Source organism: Vreelandella stevensii S18214 (assembly GCF_000275725.1).
Taxonomy (GTDB): domain Bacteria; phylum Pseudomonadota; class Gammaproteobacteria; order Pseudomonadales; family Halomonadaceae; genus Vreelandella; species Vreelandella stevensii.
The window spans coordinates 18,947-42,337 of sequence record NZ_AJTS01000014.1 but is presented as its reverse complement, the minus strand read 5'-3'; the positions used below and the strand labels follow the sequence as shown (position 1 = coordinate 42,337).

The following is a 23,391-nucleotide window of genomic DNA, read 5'->3' as shown; positions in this document are numbered from 1 at the left end:
CCAGGAGACCCGTATGACTTTTTGTGCTCGCCTGATGGGGATCCTGTTCGGCACGTTCATGCTACTGCTGGCCGTGCTGATCACGATAGAGACCCTGATTCGCAAATTCTTTTCGCTGTCGTTTGGTGGCGTCGATGAGTTGGGAGGCTACGCCATTGCGGTGGCGGCGCCTCTGGCCTTCGGCGTCGCCATGATCGAGCAGTCGCATATTCGCATCAATCTGCTGCACATGCGCCTGCCCACCACCGTCAAAGCGATCCTCAATGCCCTGGCAGCCCTCTCGTTGGGGCTGCTGGCGGCCTTCCTGCTGTACTTTACCGTGCAGACCGTACTCGACACGCACAACTACCGCTCCATCGCCCAAACCCCTTGGGCCACGCCGCTGATCTACCCTCAGTCGGTCTGGCTGGTGGCCATGGGCATCTTTGCGGCGAGCGCGGCCCTGCTGGCCCTGCAAGCCCTGCGCCTGCTGATCCGGCGAGACTGGCCCGCACTGAACCAGCGCTTCGGCCCTGCTTCAGCCAGTGAAGAACTCGAAGCCGAACTGGCCGATCTCGAGCAGCGTGAAAAAGGAGCACAGCCATGAGTATTCCGGTCATTGCAGGGGCGTTCATGGTTATGCTGGCCCTGATGCTGCTCAGCCTGCCAGTGGCGGTGTCGATTTTGCTGGTGGGCGTGGCGGGCGGCTATCTGATGTACGGCGCCCCGCTGGTGAACATGATGGGCGGCGTCGTCTGGAGCAGCCTGAACAGCCCGTCGATGCTCGCCATTCCACTCTTCATGCTGCTGGGGGAGCTGCTGTTACGCGGCGGCATCGCGGACCGCATGTATGCCGCGCTGGCGGTGTGGTTCAATCGCCTGCCGGGTGGTTTGCTGCATACCAATATCGCTACCTGCACGCTGTTCTCCGCCACCTCCGGCTCCTCGGTGGCCACCGCGGCCACCGTAGGCACCATCGCCCTGCCGGCGCTCCAGCAGTATCGCTACCCCATTCGTCCTTCGCTGGGCTCGCTGGCAGCGGGCGGCACGCTGGGGATTCTCATTCCCCCCAGCATCAACCTGCTGGTGTATGGCCAACTGGCCAATACCTCCGTCAGCCAGCTCTTTGCTGCCGGGTTGATACCGGGCATTGCCCTGGCGCTGCTGTTCTCACTCTACCTGTGGCTCGCCCACGGCAAGGCGGGCAAGGCATCGCTGGTCGAGGTCAATGTCTCGCTTCAGGACAAGCTGTCGCTGTCGAAGCACCTGATTCCTCCCGTGGTCATCTTTGGCGTGGTCATGGGCAGCATCTACGGCGGCCTGGCCACCCCCACCGAATCCGCCGCCATTGGCGTGGTCATCGCCCTTGGCTTCATCGCCGTTGGTGGCAAGCTGACGCTGGACCTGTTGATTCACTGCTCGCTGCAGGCGGCCAAAACATCGGGCATGGTGATCATCGTCTTGATGTGCGCCCTGCTGCTCAACGTCACCATCTCGATGCTGGGAGTTACCCAAGCACTTACCCAGTGGGTCGCCTCCTTCGGCCTGACGGCAGTAACGCTGCTGCTGGTGCTGTTCGTGTTTTACGTGATTCTGGGCACCTTCATGGACGCCATGTCGATGCTGGTACTGACCGTACCCATTACCGTGCCCATGGTCATGGCGGTGGGGATCGACCCCACCTGGTTTGGGATCTTCATCGTGCTGATGTGCGAGATCGCCCTCATCACACCACCGGTGGGCATGAACCTGTTCGTGGTTCAGGGCGTGCGCAAGGATGGCGGCAGCTTCAACGACGTCATCATGGGGTCGATTCCCTTCGTGGGCATCATGGTGTTGTTCACCTTTGCCATCATGATTTGGCCAGACATCGTCATGTGGCTACCCGACCTTCTGGCGGGGCGTTGAGGCAATGACGAACAAGACTGGACCCAGCCATACAGCCCCCATCGGCAGCATGTGCCAAGCGTCGCGAACCGATACCCCGCGCATTCTGGTCATCAACCCCAATACCAATCCCCAGGTCACCCGGGAAATACGCCGCCTGGTACGGCAGTGCTCGCCTGAAGGGGTTCAAATGGAGGTCACCAATCCACTGGCGGGGCCTATCGCCATCGAAAATGCAGCGCACAAGGCCACCGCCACTCGGGAGGTCATGGCGCTGATCCAACAGCGCCAGTCCGCCGACGACGTTGGCTACATCATGGCCTGCTTCGATGATCTGGCGGTTCAAGAACTGCGCGATGCAACACAGCGCCCAGTGGTGAGCCTGGCCGAGGCAGGCATGCGTGCCGCTGGCCAGCATGACCGCCCCTTCACCGTCATCACCACGTTCGAGGGCGCCGTGGAAACCATCCGCGCGCTGAGCCGTGGCTATGGCCTGGACGTGCGCTGCCGGATCGTGGCCACTGGCATGGGGGTGTCGGAAACTGCGGCCCGCACGCCGCAGGCCGAACAGCGCTTGCATGACGCCATCGTGAGTTCGCTCGAACAGGGTACCAATGCCATCGTGCTGGGCTCCGGCGCCTTCGTGGGACGAGCGGCTCTGCTGAGTGAGCGGTATGGCATCGATATTACGGACGGGCTAAGCGACGCCATCCGCTACGTGCACACTCCTTTACTAACGTTGAGCTCCGAGGCTCCAGCAGGTTAATCACCCCTGCGGCTCTGCCTGCTCGGCAGCATTCCCCAGCACCCGAGCAGGCAGGCCCACCCGGCCCACGCCAGGCAGCTTCAAGGCCGGCCTGAGAATATCGACGCCCAGGCTCGTGCCCAGCACGTTGAGCTCCACGCCCTCTTCCAGCGCCAGCATCAACCCCAACACCCCGCCCAGCGAAAACTGATACCCGGTGCCGCTGGGCACAGGGGCTACTACGCTATCGAACAGGAAATCCTTGCCCACGGCGGTGACCGGCAACGCCACCGCCAGGCCCTCCACTTCGCGGGTAAGCCATGCGATGAAACTGTTGCTGTTGGGGCCGGGCCACACCCGGTATAAATCGGCCTGAGGGTAACGGCCAATCACCTCTTCTATCTGGGTAATCAACTGCCCCGCTTCATCGCCGCGGTAATCGGCCAGCAGTTCGGGCGCATGGCCAAACCACGCCCGATCCGGCGTATCGGTGCTCGACACCACGGTGGGCCTACGCCAACTGAGCACCTGGTGCAGGCGGTAGTCGCTGGCATTGTCAGCTTTGGTAGCCACCCAGATATGCACCCCAAACGCGCCCCGCCAGTGATACGCCCGTGCAGCGTACACTTGCACCACCGCCTCGGGATGGGCGTCAGGGTCTGGGGCCAACCCCGCCGATGAGCGGTCCAGATTCGACCAGTGGCCATCGGTAACCACCTGGTTACTGGCCAACATCCAGGCGGGCCCGGCCAACAGCAGTGCCAACAGCACCACCACGCCCGCTATCCAACGCAGTAGAGTTTTCATGAGCTTTCCGAAGTGACAAAGAGACGTTTCTGGCACGCACGACCACTCAGAAAGCGCAAAAGGCCATCAGGGTGCCAAATGGAGCCTCGTACGGGCAACAGAATCTCGACCCACAGGGAATCAAGCGAAGCAAAACTAAGGGGGAGGATATAATGGAGGCGGCCCCAAAAGCCACATCCCGGCACACGCAGCCACCACTACCGTTGCTCCCTTCCGGGCCTGGCGGGGTTCGCAGTTTAGCGTTGCGGGAGGACCTAAGGGGCCACCATGACGGCACACAAGAGAAGCGTACCTGGCTGACCGGTGGCTACGCCCTGATTTGAACAGGGGACCCCATCATTATGAGTGATGTGCTCTAACCAGCTGAGCTACGTAGCCTTTCCGACATCAGCGGGTGCAGAGTATGCCAATCTCGTTGGCAAAAGGCAAGTCAATCGCCGCAGGTATTTCATTTCCCAATGAACAAGACAGCCCGCAAGTACCGTCAATTGCCTTTTATTGATTGAACGTTCAATAAAAAAGTGCCATGATAATTTTCATCATCCTCGAAGAGTGTTCAGGAGATCGCCGTGCCTAAGGTGGGAATGGAACCAATACGTCGTCAGCAGTTGATCAAGGCCACCATGGCCGCCATCGACGAAGTGGGCCTGGCGGAAGCGACGGTCATGCGCATTGCACGGCATGCCGGAGTCTCGGCAGGCATCATCAGCCACTATTTCGGCGGCAAGGATGGCCTGCTCGAAGCCACCATGCGCCAGATGCTGACCGACCTGACCGATGCCGTTGCGGCGCGCCGCCAGGCGCTGGACGACGACTCGGCACGCGCCCACATCGGCGCCATCATCGAAGGAAACTTCGACCGCTCTCAGGTGACCGGTCCGGCCGCCAAGACCTGGCTCGCCTTCTGGGCTAGCAGCATGCACAAGCCCGTGCTGCAACGTCTACAGCACGTCAACGACCGTCGGCTATATGCCAACCTGTGCCATCAGTTCCGGCGCGTCATGCCGCATCGCGATGCGCGCAACGCCGCGCGCGGGCTGGCTGCCATGATCGATGGTCTTTGGCTACGCGGCGCCCTGGCGCCGGAAGGGCTCGATGCGCTGGAAGCACGGCAACTGGCTCACGCCTATCTGGATCAACTGCTGGCCCACCACGGCTGCCTGAAGCACACCACCGCTGACGCATCATATTAAGGAGAACCCCATGGCCCATCAGGACGTACTTCCTCTATATATCAATGGCCGCACGGTCGCGGCGACGTCAGGTGACACCTTCACCGTCACCAACCCCTACGATGGCTCGCTGCTCGCCACCGTTGGCCAGGCAAGCCAGGGCGATCTCGACGAGGCCGTGCGCACCGCGCAGCAAGGCCAGCGGGTCTGGGCGGCCATGACCGGTATGGAACGCTCACGCATTCTGCTGCGCGCGGTGGCACTGCTACGCGAACGCAACGACGAGCTTGCCGAGCTGGAAACCCGCAACACCGGCAAGCCCATCAGCGAAACTGCCAACGTCGATATCGTCACCGGCGCCGATGCGCTGGAGTATTACGCAGGCCTGGCCCCCGCCATCGAGGGCAGCCAGATACCGCTGCGCGAAAGCTCGTTCGTTTATACCCGCCGGGAACCGCTGGGTGTGATCGGTGCCATCGGCGCCTGGAACTACCCCATCCAGATTGCCTGCTGGAAAGCCGCGCCTGCGCTGGCAGCGGGTAACGCCGTGGTCTTCAAGCCCAGCGAGGTCACGCCGCTGACGGTGATGAAACTCGCCGAAATCTTCACCGAGGCAGGCCTGCCAGATGGCGTCTTCAACGTCGTTCAAGGCGACGGAAAAGTCGGCGCCATGCTCACCGAGCACCCCGGCATTGCCAAGGTATCCTTCACTGGCGAAGTGGGCACCGGCAAGAAAGTCATGGCCGCTGCCGGTGGCTCCACGCTCAAGGACGTGACCATGGAGCTGGGCGGCAAATCGCCGCTGATCGTGTTTGCCGATGCCGACCTGGACCGCGCCGCCGATGCCGCCATGATGGCCAACTTCTATTCGAGTGGCCAAATCTGCACCAACGGCACCCGTGTCTTCGTCGAGCGCAGCGTCAAGGAAGCCTTCGAAGCCAAGCTGGTCGAGCGCGTGGCGCGCATCAAGGCCGGTGACCCCATGGACCCCAGCATCAATTTTGGCCCGCTGGTCAGCTTCGAGCATCAGGAGAAAGTGCTCTCCTACATCGCCCTGGGCAAAGAGCAAGGAGCCCGCGTACTGGCCGGTGGCGAACAGTGGAATAGCGGCCCATGGGCCAACGGCGCATGGGCGGCCCCCACGGTGTTCACCGACTGCACCGACGACATGCGGATCGTGAAAGAGGAGATTTTCGGCCCGGTCATGTCAGTGCTGGCCTTCGCTGATGAAGACGAGGTGATTGGCCGCGCCAACGACACCCTGTACGGGCTGGCCGCTGGGGTGTTCACCGAGAGCCTCAACCGCGCTCACCGAGTGATTCACCAGTTGGAAGCCGGCATCTGCTGGATCAACACCTGGGGAGAATCGCCGTCGGAGATGCCGGTGGGCGGTTACAAGGAGTCGGGCATTGGTCGCGAGAACGGCGTCGAGACGCTCAATCACTACACCCAGACCAAGTCCGTACAGATCGAGATGGGCCCGTTTGAATCGGTGTTTTAAGGCGCCCACCGCCACCGTTTGATGCTCTTTATGTCGTCTTTGCCAAGGTAAACGAATGTCGCAAGTACGTGAATTTGATTATATCGTCATTGGCGCTGGCTCAGCAGGCAACGTGCTGGCCACGCGCCTGACCGAAGACAGCGATGTCAGCGTGCTGCTGCTGGAAGCAGGCGGCCCGGACTACCGCTTCGATTTTCGCACCCAGATGCCCGCCGCGCTGGCGTTTCCGCTACAGGGTAAACGCTACAACTGGGCGTTCGAAACCGACCCCGAACCGCATATGGACAACCGCCGCATGGAGTGCGGCCGAGGCAAGGGGCTGGGCGGGTCTTCCTTGATCAACGGCATGTGCTACATTCGCGGCAATGCCCTCGATTACGACCACTGGGCCAAGCAGCCCGGGCTCGAAGAGTGGGATTACCTGAGCTGCCTGCCCTACTTCAAGAAGTGCGAAAACCGTGACATCGGTGCCAATGAGTATCATGGCAGCGGTGGCCCGGTGAGCATCACCACGCCCAAGGCGGATAACAACCCGCTGTACCGGACTTTCATCGAAGCGGCCAAGCAGGCGGGCTACCCGGAAACCGAAGACGTCAACGGCTATCAGCAGGAAGGGTTTGGCCCCATGGACCGCTTCGTCACGCCCAAGGGGCGGCGCGCGTCCACGGCCCGTGGCTACCTGGACACCGCCAAACAGCGCAGCAACCTGACCATCGAAACCCATGCCGTCACGGACGTGATCGAGTTCGAGGGCAAGCGTGCCGTGGGCGTCCGCTACGAACGGAAGGGCCAACCAACGCAGGCTCGGGCACGTCGTGAAGTGCTGCTGTGTGGCGGCGCCATCGCCTCGCCGCAGATTCTGCAGCGCTCAGGGGTGGGCAACCCGGAGTGGCTGAAAGAGCTGGGCATCCCCGTGGTGCATGAACTGCCCGGCGTCGGCGAAAACCTCCAGGACCATCTGGAGATGTACATTCAGTACGAGTGCAAGGAGCCCATCTCCCTCTACCCGGCGCTGAAATGGTACAACCAGCCGAAAATCGGTGCCGAGTGGCTGTTCAAGGGTACCGGCATTGGGGCCAGCAACCAGTTCGAATCCTGCGGATTCATCCGCTCCAACGACGAGGAGGAGTGGCCCAACCTGCAATACCATTTCCTGCCCATCGCCATCAGCTACAACGGCAAAAGCGCGGTCGAGGCCCACGGCTTCCAGGCCCACGTCGGTTCCATGCGCTCCGAGAGCCGTGGCCGCATCCGGCTGACCTCGAAAGACCCCCACGCCGCGCCCAGCATCCTGTTCAACTACATGGCCAAGGAGAAGGACTGGCAGGAGTTCCGCGATGCCATACGCCTGACCCGCGAGATCATCGCCCAGCCCGCCTTCGACGCCTACCGCGGGCGTGAAATTGCCCCCGGCCCCGAGGTACAAAGCGATGCCGAGCTGGACAGCTTCGTCAAGCAGCACGCCGAAACCGCCTACCACCCCTGCGGTAGCTGCCGGATGGGCGAAGACGCCATGGCCGTCACCGATGCCCAGGGCCGGGTGCACGGCCTGGAAGGCCTGCGAGTGGTGGATGCTTCGCTGTTCCCGGTGATTCCTACCGGTAACCTGAATGCGCCCACTATCATGCTGGCCGAAAAGATCGCCGATCGCATTCGCGGTCGCGAACCCCTGCCCCGCGCCCAGGTCGATTACTACATTGCCAATGGGGCACCTGCCAAAGGAGCGGTCGCCAAAGGAACGCCTGCCACACAGGCCTGACCCGACCTGCACTCGCTGCTCCAGCAACCCGCGCCATGGCATTCGCCATGGCGTTTTTTTGGGTATCCGGATTAACTGGTTGAAGGGGCTTTCAAACTCCTCCGCCCCCTTAATCCCGCCTTATTCACGAGGGCGCTGATTGAGCGGTCTGAAGGTACTGGCTGTTGGCATTGCTCATCAGGATTCGCCTTTTCAGCGCGAGTGGCTGTTGAGTAATGCCTGAACGCAGCCCTTTTCCTACTTACTTATAGCTCTTTGGAATCAATGGTGGCCGTCCAAGCAGCCGTGATCGCCGACCGCCGCTCCGGTCGCTCGCTTTCTGATGCTGTGGTGGTCTCGCAGGAGCGTCAGCTCAGTGCGGTCAGCTTCGGTAGCCCCTTCAGCAGCGTCGGCCACCACTTGTCGGCGGCGGCACCCAGATGAACGGTGATTCGCCGAGCGTGCAGCCTCAGCGTGGCGGCGACCTTGAGCACCTGCTCGCGCATCCGACTCAGACTCCAGCCTTGTCGGGTTTGCCGCTCCAGGAGGCAGCGCAGGCCATGCAGGACCTGGTAGGCGTAGAGGCTGAGCAGCAGGCTCACCTCGTTGCGCGCCATCACGTTCTGAACGGTGGAGGCGCCGCGATCGGTCGACGAGAGGTGCACGTCGAGCGCCGACTTCACTTCGCCCATGTGCGCCTCGGCGCTGCCGCGCTTGCGATAGAGTGCCAGGACCTTCTCTGGCGGCCAGTCGAACTTGCTGAGGTTGGTGACCAGGAAGAAGGCATGCAGCAGCAGGTCATCGGGGCGTTCCTGCACCACCAGCACTACGCGCCGCGGTGCCGACCAGGAGCCGGCTTGGTACTCCAGATCGTGGCACCACTCGCGAGGCTGCTCGGGTGGCCGGCCGGGTGGCCGCTTCAGGAGCGGTGCTGCCAGCTTCTGTAGACCGGTGTGACTGCGCAACCGGCCCAGGTATTCGATCTCCCGATCCTCCAGGGCCTCCAGCGTCGCGTTATCGGTAAAACCGGCGTCGATGCGCACACGAACCTGTGCCCCGGTGCTCTCGTTGAGTCGTCGTACCAGATGCGGGATCCAGGTGTCGGCGTTCTCTGCCGGGCCGGCGTTGCCCTCGCGCAGCAGGCCGCCCACCATGTCGCCGGTCTCCGCCAACGATGCGACCAGCGGCGAGTAGATGCGGGCCCCGTAAAGGCCATGATAGGCCGACCCGCCCTGATGGCCATGCACCTCGATCGGCAGGCCATCGATGTCCAGCGTCAGCTGTTTGGGGCGCTCGCCGTTCTTCAGCGAGGTCAGGCGCCAGACCACCAGTCGCAGCAGGCCTTCGTGCACGGCATCGATGTTGTCGTCTCGGCCGAGGCAGGTCAGCAGCCGCGACAGCGTGGCTTGAGACGGCCTGTCCTGCGCCAATGGCGTCGTCCCGCGTGCATCGCTGCAGGCCAACTGCCAAAGCGGGTCACGGCGCAGCGTGTCGGTATCGCTGAGATCGATCCAGCCCATCGCACGCTGCAGCACCAGGGTACGCAACTGGCTGGCCAGCGAATGAAGGATGCGCAGCGGGTGGCGTCGATCGACCAGATTGTCTTCCAGCGCCTCAATCACGCCGCTGTTGTCGAGGGCCTCACGCAACAGCAGAGCGCCGCTGTCGCTGGTGGTGCGCTGGCCGCTCAGCTCAACACGGACAGAGCCGTTGCATGAGGGCGTCCAGGTGGATAGGCTTTCACCCATGGCGAGTGGTCCTCTTGAATCGTGTTCTGGCAGGAATATCCTGATTCTACAAGAGAAAACCACTCGCCATCTTCGTTTTCAGGTCGGCCTCATGAATAAGCCGGGTTAATCTGTCCAGAAGGTTGATAGATCGACGCCGTAGTTCTTCTCGACCGGGGGAAGGCTCTTGCCGTAGGTCATGGTGGCCCTGCCCAGAAACGGGGATTCCTTGGCCTGCGGCGACTTCTTCTTGTGCTTGGTGGTGTAGAGCATCCGAGCACGCATCACCTCGAACGAATAGCCCCGGCCATCGCGGTTCTTGTCCTTGGCCAGTCGGTTGATCGACTCCGTGAAGGCGTTGGTGATCGGGATGTCCGTCTCGAAGTAGGTCAGCATCTCCTCACGCCAGTTGCTGACAGCTTTGACAAGATCCTTCCAGACTTCCTTCTGCCCCTGCGGGATGTCGTCAATCCATTGAGCCAGCGCCTTCTCGGCGTCACGCCGGTTGGTGCAGTCCCAGATGTGGAAGAACCGTTCCTTGTGCTCGTAGGCCGACAGAAGCTGGGGAAAGGCCCCGGCCCAGGTCTCCATGATGAGTCGTTCGCGGTCTGAGACGTCGTGAGCCCGCTTCAGCAGGATCTTCCGGTCGCCCTTGAGGGTTCGGCGCTGGTTGGCCGTCAGCTCCCTCCTGAGGCCCTTGCGGATCTTCTCCAGGGCTTCGTTAGCCATGCGCACGACGTGGAATTTATCGACCACGATGCGAGCCTGTGGAAGCACCGCCTGGACGGCGCGGCGGTAGGGCTTCCACATATCCATGCTGACGATCTCCACCTTTTGGCGATCGGTCATGCTCATGAGGCGCCTGGTTACTGCGTCTTGTTGACGGCCGGGCAGCAGATCCAGCAGAGTGCGCTCCTCCAGGTTGGTCAGGATGCAGCGGTAGCGGCGGTTGAGGTACAGCTCGTCGATGCCCAAGCATCGGGGCGTCTCGAAGCGGTGCCAGGCTGCTAGGAACTCGGCCTTCTTCTTGAAGATCTCGCGGACGGTCTTCTCGTCGAGGCCTGTGGTATCGGCCACGTAGGCATAGGGGTGTTTGAAGGCTTCCTTCTCGACATGAGTGTGGAGCCGGCGAGTCATGCGGTGGTCATCCACCATATCCGGGAGCTTAGGGCGGAACGTTTTCTCGCAAGCCCGGCACACGTAGCGGCGGCGAACAACCCAAAGGTTGACTCGCTTTCCATGGATAGGCAGATCTCGGTAAGCCATATCGCGCTTGCCGAACCTGACGAACTCACCCTTAACGCCACATTCCTCGCACGCTAGAGGTTCAGGCGCTTCAACTTGATAGTGGAGATCATGCTCATCTTGTTTAGTGTTCAGGATATTATATTGCGGTAAATGCAGGGCATTGTTGGGCAGGTTCGTCACACATCTCTCCCTGAGAGGTTCACCATTTCACCTAACCCCGGGTGTCTGGTTTAACTGGTTCAAGAGAGCCCAGCATGACAAGCTGGGTGCTTTTTGTAGAAAACGCAGCGCGTCCGTGTCGCTAGGGTATGGCTACATCTGACGGAACAGTGCCGCCACTAGAATACCGCCGGCGATCGCTGGCAGTGGCTTCTTCAGCGTTAGCATAATCACGGCGGTGGTCAGCAGGGCCAGACGGGCGCCATTGTCACCGGTGATCGCCAGCGGCGCGAGCAGCGCCACTAGCACAGAGCCGGACATGGAGTGAATGAACCGTTTGACGCGGTAGCCGATGGGCACGAAGGACATCGCGAAGACGCCACCCCAGCGAGTCACCAGGGTCACCACCGCCATGATCAGGATGATGGCGAGCGCGCTCGGGTTGCCTGTCTCAATGCTCATGGTCACGACTCCCCCAAAAGAGGCCGACCAGGCCACCGGCGATGGCACCCACGACCACATGGCTGTTTTCCGGCAGGTAGCGATAGGCCAACAGGGAAGCTCCCGCCGCCACCGCCCAGATCACCAGCATCCGCAGGTTCTTCTCTCCGCCCACCACCATGGCGAGCAGGAAGCAGCCCATCACCATGTCCAGTCCCAGGCTCGCGGGATCGCTCACGGCGTTGCCGAAGTACAGACCCAGCCAGGTGCCGAGAACCCAGAAGCTCCATAGGGCGATACCACCGCCCAGCAGCAGCCCCAGCCCCGGCCGGCCCTGGCTGAACGCCTGCATGGCCATGGCCCAGTTGGCATCGGAAGCCACCAGCATCACGCCGTAGCGCTTCGCCGGCTTGAGTGGTTGCAACCAGGGGTAGAGCGTAGCGCCCATCAGCAGGTGCCGGGCATTGATCGCGAATACTGTGAGCATCATCGTAAAGAGCGGGATATGTGGCCCCCATAACTCCAGAGACGCGAACTGTGCAGCACCCGCGAAAACCAGGGTACTCATGATGACGATGGAGGCATCGCTCAACCCAGCCTGAGTCGCCGCCAGGCCGAAGGCGGCGCCGAAGACGATGACGAACAGCGAAATGGGTACCAGCTCCCTGAACCCTTGCCACGTTAGCGCCCCGTCCAGGCGATGCAGTGCCGCCTCTTCACTTGCCGTCTCGTTGGTCATGCCATGCTCCTCCTGTCTCATGACATGGTCGTCACTGTGCCGCGGTACATCTCTTGATGAAAGCGAATGATTTTGCTATTAGATATTCGAAAATCGAATTTATGTGACAACGTATGGCCTACCAAGATTTGCAGATCGACTGGCTCAAGTGCTTCGTCGCGGTGGTGGACGCCGGCTCACTCTCCTCCGCGGCCCCTGAGGTGCATCGCTCCCAGTCGGCGGTGAGCATGCAGCTGAAGAAGCTGGAGGCCGCTCTGGGTCATCGCCTGCTGGAACGAGGGCCACGGTCGCAGCAGCTCACCCCGGAAGGGCAGCGGCTGCTGGGCTATGCTCGCAGGATGCTTGACCTGCACGCTGAGACCCAGGCGGCGTTTCACGGCCGGGTGCTGACTGGGCATATCCGTCTCGGCGTGCCGGATGACTATGCGGCCCGCTACCTGACTCCGGTGCTGAAGCGCTTCGCGCCGCAGCACGGCGCGGTGGAGATCGAGCTGAGCTGCGAGCAGTCGACCGCACTGATTCCGCGGGTCGAGAATGGCGACCTAGACCTCGCACTGGTCTCGCGAGAACAGCCGCGTCACGGCACCCTCCTGTTCCATGAACCGATGGTGTGGGTCGGCTCGCCGGAATTTCCTACCTGGCGACGCGACCCGTTGCCCATCGCTGTCTACGAGAGCACGAGCCTCGCCAAGCGCAGTGCCATCAACTCCCTGGCTCTGCAGGGACGTCGCTACCGGGTGGTGTACAACAGCTCCAGCCTGGCAGGGCAGATCGCTGCGGTGGAGAGCGGTCTTGCCGTCGCCGTGTTGACGCGGTGCAGTGCCCCGCCCCACCTGGAAATCCTTGGCGGCAAGCACGGTCTGGGCCCGCTGGAGCCCATGGCGGTGGCGGCCTATCGCAGTCAGGCCTCTCAGGGCAACGAAGCCGTCGACAGCCTCTATCAGCTGCTGATCAGGACGCTGCGCAGCACGGTGGATTGAGCTTTCGCTCAGCGAGCGGCGGTAGCCCGATACCCCTATGGCCGGTCGAGGACGGAGCGCAAAAGCCCCAGGCCAGCCGTTTCCTAGTAGGGGGCACATGAATCCCAAAAGCTAGCTACTACGATCATCTGTTGGCTAGCGACATTGGACGATCATTGATCGATAAGGCAGCGCTGCTGGCTGCACAAGACCGCTCAGCATCCTAATTCTATCAACCGAATAATCCGGAGAGCATAGGAATAGATGCCACATCATAATGGGGAGCTATCAACCAGTTAATCCGGATACCCGTTTTTTTATGCCGCAACTGAGCTACAGTGAAGGGATAAAGCGAACGTATAAGGCCGAAACGCTTGCACACTGCCAAGCGATTCTGCGAATATTCAAACATACGTTTAAATACCTTCAAGACCACCCACCTATGGAGAACCCCATGCTCACCCTACTACTCATCGTGCTGGCCGTGGCTGGCCTGCTGGTGGTGATGCGCCGCGAGGCAGGCGCACCTCCTGCCCTGGCCCTGCTGGGCGTACTGGGCCTGGTCGGCATCGTGCTGGGCGCCCCCGTAACGGGCACTCTGCTGCTGATCGGCGCATTGGCCGTGGCCGTGGCCGGTTTGCCCGCCCTGCGTCGCCTCTGGTTGACCCCACGCATCTTTGCAACCTTCAAGAAAGTGGCCCCCAAGGTGTCTGCCACCGAGCGCACCGCGCTGGAAGCGGGCAGCGTCTCCTGGGATGGAGAGCTGTTTTCCGGCAAGCCCAAGTGGCAGTCGCTGCTGGATTTCAAGGATGACGGCCTGAGCGAAGAAGAGCAGGCCTTTCTGGATGTGCAGTGCGCCAAGGCGGCAGGCATGTGCAACGCCTGGGACATCGCCAAGGAGCGTGCCGACCTGCCCCAGGAACTGTGGGATTACCTGAAGAAGGAAGGCTTCTTCGGCATGATCATCCCGAAGGAGTATGGTGGTCTGGGCTTCTCTGCCAAGGCGCAATCCATGGTACTGCAGAAGCTTTCCGCCAACGAAACGCTGATGGTGACCGTCGGTGTCCCCAACTCCCTGGGCCCCGGCGAGCTGCTGCTCAAGTACGGCACCCAGGCACAGAAGGATCACTACCTGCCTCGCCTGGCCGATGGCCGTGAAATCCCCTGTTTTGGCCTGACCGGCCCCCGCGCAGGCTCCGACGCCACCTCGCTGCCGGATACCGGCGTGGTCTGCAAGCAGGTCATCGATGGCCAGGAAGTGGTCGGGGTGCGCCTCAATTTCGAGAAACGCTGGATCACCCTGGCGCCGATTGCCACTGTAGTGGGCTTGGCATTCCGCCTGTTCGACCCGGAAAAGCTGCTGGGCGACGAAGAAGACCGTGGCATTACGCTGGCCTTGATCCCGCGTGACACGCAGGGCATGGAGATTGGCCGCCGCCACCACCCCATCGGCAGCCCCTTCATGAATGGCCCAATCAAGGGCAAGGACGTGTTCGTACCGCTGGACACCATCATCGGCGGCCCGGACATGATCGGTCAGGGCTGGCGGATGCTGGTGGAGTGCCTGTCGATTGGCCGCTGCATCACGCTGCCTTCGGGCGCTACTGGTACCGCCCGCTATGCGCTGGGCTGGAGCGGCGGCTTTACACGGGTACGTCGTCAGTTCAACGTGCCGGTTGCCGAAATGGAAGGTGTACAGGAGCCGCTGGCTCGCATGGCCTCGCTGGCCTACATCTCTGCCGCCACGGTATACCAGACCGCCAACCTGATCGACCACGGCGAAAAGCCCGCCGTCCCCTCGGCCATTCTGAAAAGCCAGCTGACCGAGTTCCAGCGCGTGCTGCTCAGCGATGCCATGGACGTTCACGGCGGCAAGGCCGTGACCCTCGGCCCACGCAACTACCTGGGCATCGGCTATAGCGCTAACCCCGTCGCGATCACCGTGGAAGGGGCCAACATCATGACCCGCAACCTGATGATCTTTGGTCAGGGCGCCATCCGCTGCCACCCCTACGTGCTTGAGGAGCTGGCCGCCAAGGATGCCAACGACGCAAAAGCATTCGACAAGGCGTTCTTTGGTCATGCGGGCCTGATTTTCGGCAACGCGGCCCGCGCCTTCACGCAGGGCCTCGGCCTCGGCAAGCCCAGCGTACCGTTCAGCGGCCCGGCCGTTGGCTACGCGCAGGACATCGCGCGCCTGTCAGCCGGCTTTGGCCTCTGCGCCGACGCCGCCATGGCCAGCCTGGGCTCCACGCTGAAGAAGCGCGAAATGCTCTCGGCACGACTGGGCGACATTCTCTCCAACCTCTATCTGGCGTCCATGGTGCTCAAGCAGTGGCACACCGGCAATAAGGTAGAAGGCGAAGAAGCGCTGCTGCACTATAGCCTGCAGTTCCTGCTCAACCGCGCTGAACAGGCGTTTGTCGAGATCTTCGACAACCTGCCCAACCGCGCCCTGGGCAAGGTGCTGAAAGTGGTCGTCATGCCGACGGGCCGCCGCTGGAACAAGCCCCATGACGACCTGGCCCGCGACATCGCTCATCGCGTCTCCACCCAGAGTGCCCTGCGCAGCAAGCTGCTGAGCAACACCTGGGACAAGGATGACGGCGCCGAGCGCAATCCGCTGGCCCGCTACAATGCACTGTTGCAAGAGTACGAGCGCGCCGAGGCCATCTACCGTACGGTGAACAAGGCCTATGCCAAGGGCGAGCTGCCGCAAACGGCGCTCCACCCGGAAGCACGCGTGGAAGCCGCGCTGGAGAAAGGGCTGATCAACGAGGACGACGCCACGTTCATGCGCACCTTCGAGGCCGAAGTGCTCGAAATGCTCACCGTGGATGACTTCGCCTACGATGCCTTTGCCAACGACAAGGCGACGCTGATCGACCACAACGCGGCGCCTGCCAAGGCCACGCCGCAAGCAGAAACCAGCGTCAAGTAAACGACGCTTGAGGGTGAATGAAACCGGCCTGACACAGGCCGGTTTTTTCGTTTATCGCCTCACAATGTTCAAAAGCGAAACGCACGACGCCACTTTGCTTTTATTCGGCACTGCGCCGCCCCCTCTTCTCCCTCTTCTCCCTCTTCACATCCTCTGCTCATCTATTGCGCACACTATAATGGGCTCTCTACGCCTAAAAGCGAATATATGAGCCATCAAAAAAGCGTTGCACGTTCGAAAATGATCAACTAGCCTTTCGTTAATGAAAATATCGCCTTGGTCGGTGGTCTGGAACAATAGAAAAACAGAGAACAAGCTGCTTGACCGATCTACCCGCGCGATAGACACACTCGTTTTCGCACTACCTGTTCATGACAACAGCTATAACAACACGCATAGCAATATCCATAGCAATATCCATAACAACGACGCTAACGAGATCGGCATGTCCTTACATCTGCAAAACATCGACCACGTCGTCGGCGGTGACCCTCATATCACGGGGGTCGATCTGGCACTGGAACCGGGCTCTTTCAACGTGCTGCTGGGCAGGACCCTGGCAGGCAAGACCACGCTGATGCGCTTGATGGCCGGCCTGGAACAACCTACCCGCGGGCGCATTTACATGGATGGCAAGGATGTCACCGGCGTTTCGGTACGCAAGCGCAACGTTTCCATGGTGTACCAACAGTTCATCAACTACCCCAGCCTGACGGTGCGCGACAACATCGCCTCACCGCTGAAGCTGGCCAAGACGCCCTCCCAGGAGATCAAACGGCGGGTCGAAAGCATTGCGGAAATGTTACATATCGAGCATTTGCTGGAGCGCTACCCCCAGGAGCTTTCCGGGGGTCAGCAACAGCGCACCGCCATGGGCCGTGCGCTGGTCAAGGATGCCGACCTGATCCTGTTCGACGAGCCACTCGTCAACCTCGACTACAAGCTGCGTGAAGAGCTGCGCGACGAACTGCGCGAGCTGTTCAAGGCGCGCAACTGCATTGCCGTGTACGCCACCACCGAGCCCAACGAAGCGCTAGCCCTGGGCGGCACCACCATCAACCTGACCGAGGCCATGGCCAACGAATGGGCGGACTACACCCTGCCTACGCTGGACCTGGACGACTTCATCGGCCTGCAGTACGGCACCGGGCCTGATGGCAGCGTCTACCAACTGCCGACCCAACAGTTCGCCAACCTTTACTGGTTCCGCTATGACTGGTTCCAGCGTGAAGACCTGCAGGAACAGTTCCGGGACATCTACGGTTACGATCTGGGCGTTCCCACCAACTGGACGGCCTACGAGGATATCGCCGAGTTCTTTACCGTCCACGTGGGCGAGATCGATGGCACCAAAGTGTATGGCCACATGGATTATGGTCGCCGTGACCCCTCGTTGGGCTGGCGTTTCCACGACTCCTGGCTGTCGATGGCCGGCATGGGCAGCCCAGGGGTGCCGTTTGGTAATCCCGTCGACGACTGGGGCATCCGCGTGAACGAGGAGAGCCAGCCGGTGGGCGCCAGCGTCAGCCGCGGTGGTGCCACCAACTCACCGGCGTCGGTATTTGCCATGCAGAAAGCCGTGGATTGGCTGCGTGACTTTGCGCCCGCCGAAGCCCAGGGCATGACGTTCGGTGAAGCCGGGCCGGTGCCTGCGCAGGGTCACATTGCCCAGCAAATCTTCTGGTATACCGCCTTCACTGCCGACATGACCGACCCCTCCGTGGCCGTGACCGATGACGAAGGCAACCCGCTGTGGCGCATGGCACCCTCGCCCACGGGCCCGTATTGGGAAGAAGGCATGAAAGTGGGTTATCAGGACGTAGGTGCCTGGACCTTCTTCGACTCCACGCCCGAAGACCGTCGTACGGCGGCCTGGCTGTTCGCCCAGTTCACCGTGGCCAAAACCACCTCGCTGGAAAAACTGATGCACGGCCTCACACCCATTCGTGAATCCGACATCTTCTCGGACCAGATGACCGAAATGGCCCCCAAACTCGGCGGCCTGGTGGAGTTCTACCGCAGCCCCAACGAGTCCAACTGGACACCGACCGGCACCAACGTGCCTGACTATCCGCGCATGGCACCGCTGTGGTGGCAAAACCTGGCACCGGTCATGAGCGGTGAAGTCACGCCCCAGGAAGGTCTGGACAAGCTGGCGGCCGACATGGACAACACCATGAATCGCCTGGCTCGGGCCAATGTGTTCGACAGCTATGCCCCGGTACTCAACGAAGAGCGTGACCCCCAGTACTGGCTGGATCAGGACGGCGCGCCCAAACCAAAACTCGACGATGAAATGCCGCAGGGTACCACCGTGCCCTACGACGAAATGATGGAAGCCTGGATGGCCGCAGGCACTCGCTGAGCCCTTGGGCGGGCGCAAGCCCGCCCATCGTTTCGGCAGTCAGTGACGACCGCGTGCCAAGCTGGGGCTTTTTCTTGATAAGTGGATCCGCCATGAAACTGCGTAACCGTAATGTAGAGAAATTGCACACCGATGACTTTGACGCACTGATCATTGGTGGTGGCATCAATGGTGCAGCCACCGCTGCGGCGCTGGCAGGCAAAGGCGCCAAAGTGGCCCTGATTGACCGTGGTGACTTCGCTGGCAGTACCAGCATGCACTCCTCCAACCTGGTTTGGGGGGGAATCAAGTATATGGAAAGCAAGGACTTTGCCCTGGTGCGCAAGCTCTGCAAGAGCCGTAACCACCTGATCAAGAGCTACCCTTCGACGGTGGAAGAAATTCGCTTTTTAACCACCATCACCCAAGGTTTTCGGCACTCGCCCCGCTATCTGTGGGCGGGTACCTGGCTGTACTGGCTGATGGGCAATGGCTTTACACGCCTGCCCCGCCTGCTGTCTCCCAGGAAACTCAAGCAGGAAGAGCCCATCATCGATATCAAGGATGCCGTGGGCGGGTTCGAATATTCCGATGCCTACCTGCACGACAACGATGCCCGCTTCGTCTTCAACTTCGTGCGCCATGCGTTGAACTACGGTGCCGTCGCCGCCAATTACGTCGAGTCGCTGGGCGCCGAACGCGATGGAGAACACTGGGTCACCCGCGCCCGCAACGTCATGGACGGCACGACCTTCAATATTCGTTCCAAAGTGTTGATCAACGCCGCCGGGCCGTGGGTCGACCAGCACAATGCCCTGACGGGCCAGAAGACCACCCATCAGCACTTGTACTCCAAGGGCATTCACCTCATCGTGCCCCAGCTCACGGCGACCAAGCGCGTGCTGGCCTTCTTTGCCGATGATGGCCGTCTGTTCTTCGTGATCCCCATGGGCAATCGTACCTGTATCGGTACCACCGATACGCACATGGAAAGCCCTGAAGTCGATGTCACGGCAGACGACATCGCCTTCGTGCTGGAAAACATCAACAAGCGACTGACACTGGACAAGCCGCTGACCCAGGATGACATCATCTCCACCCGCTGCGGCGTGCGGCCGCTGGCCATCAAGGCCGAACAAGGCAGCGACCGAGACTTTCTGCAGCTGTCACGCAAGCACGTCATCGATACCAACCCGGAAAGCGCGCATATCAGCATCTTTGGCGGCAAGCTGACCGACTGCCTGAACGTGGGCGATGAAATTTCCGGTGAAGTCATGAAACTGGGCGTTACCCTGCCCGACCCCAGTTTTCACTGGTACGGTGAGCCGCCCGAGCCGGTCAAGCAGCAGTTCATGGACCAGGCCAAGCGCATGAATCTGGACGCCATGACGGCCGCCACCTCCTCCGAGCCGCTATCCTCTCGGCTGTGGCGACGCTACGCCGAACAGGCCATCCCGATGCTGGAAAAAATCCGCCAGGACCCTTCGGAGGCCGATATTCTCATCGAAGGCACCGAGTACATCCGCTGTGAAATCGAGCATGCCCGAGACCATGAAATGATCACCCAGCTGGAAGATTTTCTGCGTCGGCGTGCCAAGGTGTCGATGGTGGTTCATCACGAGCAGCTACGCCACTCCAGCGGGTTGCAAGAAGCCTGCCGCGTGCTGTTCGGTGAAGAGGCCGAGGCACGCCTGGCCACTTACTTTGCGGAAAACCGCGATACTTCTCGCCCCCCCAGCTAACCCGCCAGCCTGGCGTAACCCCCCCGCTTGCAGGTGCACGCCCAATAAAACCCAATAAAAAGCCCCCTGCCATCACTGGCAGGGGGCCAATCAGTTCAGCAAGCGAGTGACGACCTACTCGTCGTGTACCACCGCCAGTTGAGAGTCGCCGGCCAGTACTTCATCCCAAGCCTCTTCCAGGGTACACCCCTGTCGGCTGTCGATGGTGTCGATGACCTCGACCGCGTGTTGCAGCGACTCGCGATTGCCTTTTAGCGCCAGGACCAGTTTGGCCAGATCCTGTTTACTGAAAGTGCTAGCGATACGGTCAGCTTGTTGGCTCAATTCGATGCAGTTCATGGTAAGTCCCTCATGGTATGCTCAGCCGCTGCCTGTTACGGTTCACGGAGTGTGGTAATCAAGCAGCCATCTTATTAATGAAGAATGATGACATTGCTACTCATGCTGGGCCGGGTAAGTGCCCAGTTCGGTAACTGCGAAACGGTCACAAGCGTTACAAGACCTTCGCCTTTGGCGCTTTGGTAAAACATCAGCGCCTCGGTGTGTAGCAAGGAACCCTGCGGCGTATCGGGATAACAAGACACCGCCGTGTTCCATGACTTCACTATGGTTCACGGGGGCAATACTCACAATGCACCCTTGGCAGCAGGTGCGGTTGTAGCTTGACTACATAAACGCCATAACCATGAAAGTGCTGATGGTTACTTTCACAAGCGCAGTTAAACGACTGTTTTAAATGAAACTTGAAAAACAAGTAAGAGTGCTAACAAAAACCTGAATACTGAAAAAACATAATAAAAAAACGCCACCCTTGTTTGGGCAGCGTTTATTGCTTGAATCCAGGCAGCAAATAGGCGTTATATAGAGACTACGTGGAGCGCACGCGGGAAACGGCATCCAACCAGCCCTGATAAAGCTGTTCGCGAGTCGCCTCCTCCATGCTGGGCGTGAAGCTCTTCTCGCAGCGCCACAGCTGTTCTATCTCTTCCAGGGTGGCGTACCACCCCAGCCGCAGCCCAGCCAGATACGCCGCCCCCAGCGCCGTGGTTTCCAGAATCGTCGGTCGATCCACCTGCACGTTGAGCATGTCGGCCAGAAACTGCATCACCCAGCTATTTTTCACCATGCCGCCATCGACACGCAGGTTGCCTGGCGCAGCATCCATATCATCGTTCATGCAGAGCTGAAGGTCTCGAGTCTGGTAACACACCGCCTGCAGCCCGGCCGCGACGATTTCGGCGATCCCGGTGTCTCGGGTCAGGCCAAAAATGGCACCGCGGGCCTTGGGGTCCCAATGGGGGGCACCCAGCCCGGTAAAGGCAGGCACCAGGTACACGCTGTGCCCGCTACGGGTTTTCTGGGCCAAGGCTTCGGTTTCCGAGGCGTCGGCAAACAGGTTCAGTCCGTCACGTAGCCACTGCACGGTCGCCCCGGCCACGAAGATACTGCCCTCCATGGCGTAGGTGGGCTGGCCATTGATCCGGTAACCCACGGTGGTCAGCAGGCGGTTGCGAGATACCGACGGCGTATCGCCGGTATTCACGATCATGAAACAGCCCGTGCCGTACGTGCTTTTGCCCATGCCGGGTTTGAAGCAGGCTTGCCCGACCAGGGCTGCCTGCTGGTCACCCGCAACCCCGGCGATGGGCAAGGCAGCCCCCAGCCAGTGGGCTGCCATCGTGCCAAAGTCGTCGCTGGAGTCTTTCACGTCTGGCAGCATGTTGTCGGGCACGCCGAACAGCGCCAGCAGCTCATCGTCCCAACGCTGCTCATGAATGTTGAACAGCGCCGTACGCGAGGCGTTGGTGGCATCGGTGACGTGCTGTTGGCCTTCGGTCAAGCGCCAGATCAGGAAGCTGTCGATGGTACCGAAGGCCAGCTCCCCCTTGGCCGCCCGTTCGCGAGCGCCCTCGACCCGATCGAGTATCCAGGCCAGCTTGGTGGCAGAGAAGTAGGGGTCGATCAGCAGCCCGGTTTTGGCCTGCACCGCCTCGGTATGGCCCGCGTCCCGCAGCGCCTGACAGCGTTCGGAGGTGCGCCGATCCTGCCAGACAATGGCGTTATAGAGTGGCTTGCCCGTGGCGCGATCCCATACCACCGTGGTTTCTCGCTGGTTGGTGATGCCGACACCGTCTATCTGTTCGGCACTGACCCGGGCCTTGGCCAGCACCTCTCGGCAAGTCGCCACCACGGAGTCCCAGATATCCTCCGGGTCGTGCTCGATCCAACCATCCTGGGGAAAGTGCTGGGGAAACTCCTGCTGGGCAACGGCCGCTACCTGGCCCTGGCGGTCGAAGAGAATGGCACGAGAGCTGGTGGTACCTTGATCGATGGCAAGAATGAAGGAGGACATATCGTGTTCACTTTGTTGTAGGGTTCTTTCGATTTTGTCGGTTTTGTTTCGTTTTATTATGCTCCAAGGCTACGCCAGCGGCTCGCAATGCTCAAGTATGAAACTTGCCAAGGTGGCATGCCCTTCACGCTGGGTCAGGCGATGTGCAGCGCCACATCGTGCTGGGTAAGCAGACGGGTAATCGACTCCGGCGGCCGACGGTCGGTGAACAGCGCATCCAGTTGCGACAGATTGCCCTGACGCACCACCGGGTTACGGTGAAACTTCGAGTAGTCGGCAGCGAGATACACCCGACGAGAGTTGGCGATAATGGCCTGGGCCACTCGCACTTCCTGGTAGTCGAACTCCAGCAGCGAGCCATCTTCATCGATACCACTGATACCGATGATGCCGTAATCCACCTTGAACTGATTGATGAAGTCGATGGTGGCTTCACCGATGATGCCACCATCGCGCGAACGCACCTGCCCCCCGGCGATGATCACCGTGAAGTCTTCCTTGTGCTGCAGGATGGCAGCCACGTTCAGGTTGTTGGTGATGATTTCCAGCCCCTGGTGCTCCAGCAGCGCCTGGGCAATCATCTCGTTGCTGGTACCGATATTGATAAACAGGGAAGCATGGTGAGGAATATGCTGGGCCATGCAGCGGGCAATCCGCTCTTTCTCTTCCAGGTGCAGCGTCTTGCGCGTGCTGTAGGCGGTGTTCACCGTGCTCGACTCGACCCCTACACCGCCATGCACGCGCCGGACGCGCCCATCATTGGCCAGGGTATTCAGATCACGCCGGATGGTCTGGGGCGTTACCGCAAAATGTTCGGTCAGTTGCTCGATGCTCATGTAACCATGCTGGCGCACCAGCTCGACAATGGCATCCTGGCGATACTGCTGGTTCATAAGCCCGGCCTGTTCG

General features: G+C 60.9%; 18 protein-coding genes, 1 tRNA gene and 1 other RNA gene. 10 read left to right on the top strand and 10 right to left on the bottom strand.

Annotation, left to right across the window (positions count from 1 at the left end; all coding sequences use genetic code 11):
- Positions 1-13: 13 nt before the first annotated feature.
- From HSS18214_RS0102270 to HSS18214_RS0102260, 3 genes are read left to right on the top strand one after another with little or no spacing between them, the layout of a single operon-like run.
- Positions 14-586: a TRAP transporter small permease subunit gene (locus tag HSS18214_RS0102270; protein ID WP_016913685.1), complete on the top strand. Its 573-nt coding sequence runs from the start codon at positions 14-16 to the stop codon at positions 584-586.
- Positions 583-1,887 (top strand): TRAP transporter large permease, encoded by a 1,305-nt coding sequence (locus HSS18214_RS0102265; RefSeq protein ID WP_016913684.1) that lies wholly within the window; start codon positions 583-585, stop codon positions 1,885-1,887. Before HSS18214_RS0102270 ends, HSS18214_RS0102265 begins: the two co-directional genes overlap by 4 nt.
- A gap of 4 nt (positions 1,888-1,891) precedes the next feature.
- Positions 1,892-2,632 (top strand): aspartate/glutamate racemase family protein, encoded by a 741-nt coding sequence (locus HSS18214_RS0102260; RefSeq protein ID WP_237718583.1) that lies wholly within the window; start codon positions 1,892-1,894, stop codon positions 2,630-2,632.
- On the opposite strand, the gene HSS18214_RS17740 is transcribed toward HSS18214_RS0102260, so the two are convergent.
- The 3 genes from HSS18214_RS17740 to HSS18214_RS0102250 form a co-directional block, all read right to left on the bottom strand.
- A complete protein-coding gene (locus HSS18214_RS17740; RefSeq protein ID WP_040460747.1) occupies positions 2,633-3,418 on the bottom strand; it encodes a DUF3750 domain-containing protein in 786 nt (261 codons plus the stop codon). It lies immediately after the preceding gene.
- A 162-nt stretch (positions 3,419-3,580) separates the two neighbouring features.
- Positions 3,581-3,677: signal recognition particle sRNA small type (gene ffs / locus HSS18214_RS18520), an RNA gene on the bottom strand.
- Between the two features lie 45 nt (positions 3,678-3,722).
- Positions 3,723-3,796, bottom strand: a tRNA-Met gene (locus tag HSS18214_RS0102250).
- A gap of 191 nt (positions 3,797-3,987) precedes the next feature.
- Between HSS18214_RS0102250 and betI the strand changes: the two genes are divergently transcribed.
- The 3 genes from betI to betA are packed head-to-tail and all read left to right on the top strand — an operon-like array spanning position 3,988 to position 7,850.
- Positions 3,988-4,611 carry a transcriptional regulator BetI gene (betI, locus tag HSS18214_RS0102245; RefSeq protein WP_193365613.1) on the top strand — a complete coding sequence of 208 codons (624 nt, stop codon included), beginning with the start codon at positions 3,988-3,990 and terminating at the stop codon, positions 4,609-4,611.
- Between the two features lie 10 nt (positions 4,612-4,621).
- Positions 4,622-6,091, top strand: a complete 1,470-nt coding sequence (gene betB, locus HSS18214_RS0102240; RefSeq protein WP_016913680.1) for a betaine-aldehyde dehydrogenase — start codon at positions 4,622-4,624, stop codon at positions 6,089-6,091.
- A gap of 55 nt (positions 6,092-6,146) precedes the next feature.
- Positions 6,147-7,850: a choline dehydrogenase gene (betA, locus tag HSS18214_RS0102235; RefSeq protein WP_016913679.1), complete on the top strand. Its 1,704-nt coding sequence runs from the start codon at positions 6,147-6,149 to the stop codon at positions 7,848-7,850.
- Between the two features lie 347 nt (positions 7,851-8,197).
- Here betA and HSS18214_RS0102230 read toward each other — a convergent pair whose 3' ends face one another.
- The 4 genes from HSS18214_RS0102230 to HSS18214_RS0102215 all read right to left on the bottom strand — a co-directional run bounded on the left by HSS18214_RS0102230 (position 8,198) and on the right by HSS18214_RS0102215 (position 12,143).
- Positions 8,198-9,616, bottom strand: coding sequence for an IS1380-like element ISPsp9 family transposase (locus HSS18214_RS0102230; RefSeq protein ID WP_083844143.1), 1,419 nt, complete (start codon positions 9,614-9,616; stop codon positions 8,198-8,200).
- A gap of 66 nt (positions 9,617-9,682) precedes the next feature.
- Entirely contained in the window at positions 9,683-10,984 is a 1,302-nt protein-coding gene (locus HSS18214_RS0102225; RefSeq protein ID WP_016913678.1) for an ISL3 family transposase, read from the bottom strand.
- Positions 10,985-11,116: 132 nt separating this feature from the next.
- A complete protein-coding gene (locus HSS18214_RS0102220; protein ID WP_016913677.1) occupies positions 11,117-11,425 on the bottom strand; it encodes an AzlD family protein in 309 nt (102 codons plus the stop codon).
- Positions 11,415-12,143, bottom strand: coding sequence for an AzlC family ABC transporter permease (locus HSS18214_RS0102215; RefSeq protein ID WP_016913676.1), 729 nt, complete (start codon positions 12,141-12,143; stop codon positions 11,415-11,417). The genes HSS18214_RS0102220 and HSS18214_RS0102215 overlap by 11 nt, the downstream gene beginning before the upstream one ends.
- Positions 12,144-12,256: 113 nt before the next feature.
- On the opposite strand from HSS18214_RS0102215, the gene HSS18214_RS0102210 reads away from it, so the two are divergent.
- The 4 genes from HSS18214_RS0102210 (at position 12,257) to HSS18214_RS0102195 (ending at position 20,129) form a co-directional block, all read left to right on the top strand.
- Positions 12,257-13,123, top strand: coding sequence for a LysR family transcriptional regulator (locus tag HSS18214_RS0102210; RefSeq protein WP_016913675.1), 867 nt, complete (start codon positions 12,257-12,259; stop codon positions 13,121-13,123).
- A 433-nt stretch (positions 13,124-13,556) separates the two neighbouring features.
- The gene (locus tag HSS18214_RS0102205) at positions 13,557-16,043 is read left to right on the top strand and encodes an acyl-CoA dehydrogenase (RefSeq protein ID WP_016913674.1); all 2,487 of its coding nucleotides are present in this window, start codon (positions 13,557-13,559) and stop codon (positions 16,041-16,043) included.
- A 445-nt stretch (positions 16,044-16,488) separates the two neighbouring features.
- A complete protein-coding gene (locus tag HSS18214_RS18515) occupies positions 16,489-18,408 on the top strand; it encodes an ATP-binding cassette domain-containing protein (RefSeq protein ID WP_016913673.1) in 1,920 nt (639 codons plus the stop codon).
- Between the two features lie 92 nt (positions 18,409-18,500).
- The gene (locus HSS18214_RS0102195; RefSeq protein WP_016913672.1) at positions 18,501-20,129 is read left to right on the top strand and encodes a glycerol-3-phosphate dehydrogenase/oxidase; all 1,629 of its coding nucleotides are present in this window, start codon (positions 18,501-18,503) and stop codon (positions 20,127-20,129) included.
- A 114-nt stretch (positions 20,130-20,243) separates the two neighbouring features.
- Here the strand turns inward: HSS18214_RS0102195 and HSS18214_RS0102190 are convergent, their stop codons facing one another.
- The 3 genes from HSS18214_RS0102190 to HSS18214_RS0102180 all read right to left on the bottom strand — a co-directional run bounded on the left by HSS18214_RS0102190 (position 20,244) and on the right by HSS18214_RS0102180 (position 23,375).
- On the bottom strand, positions 20,244-20,468 hold the full coding sequence (locus HSS18214_RS0102190) for a hypothetical protein (RefSeq protein ID WP_016913671.1): 225 nt from the start codon (positions 20,466-20,468) through the stop codon (positions 20,244-20,246).
- A gap of 529 nt (positions 20,469-20,997) precedes the next feature.
- On the bottom strand, positions 20,998-22,482 hold the full coding sequence (glpK, locus tag HSS18214_RS0102185) for a glycerol kinase GlpK (protein WP_016913670.1): 1,485 nt from the start codon (positions 22,480-22,482) through the stop codon (positions 20,998-21,000).
- A 134-nt stretch (positions 22,483-22,616) separates the two neighbouring features.
- Positions 22,617-23,375, bottom strand: a complete 759-nt coding sequence (locus HSS18214_RS0102180; RefSeq protein WP_016913669.1) for a DeoR/GlpR family transcriptional regulator — start codon at positions 23,373-23,375, stop codon at positions 22,617-22,619.
- Positions 23,376-23,391: the final 16 nt, after the last annotated feature.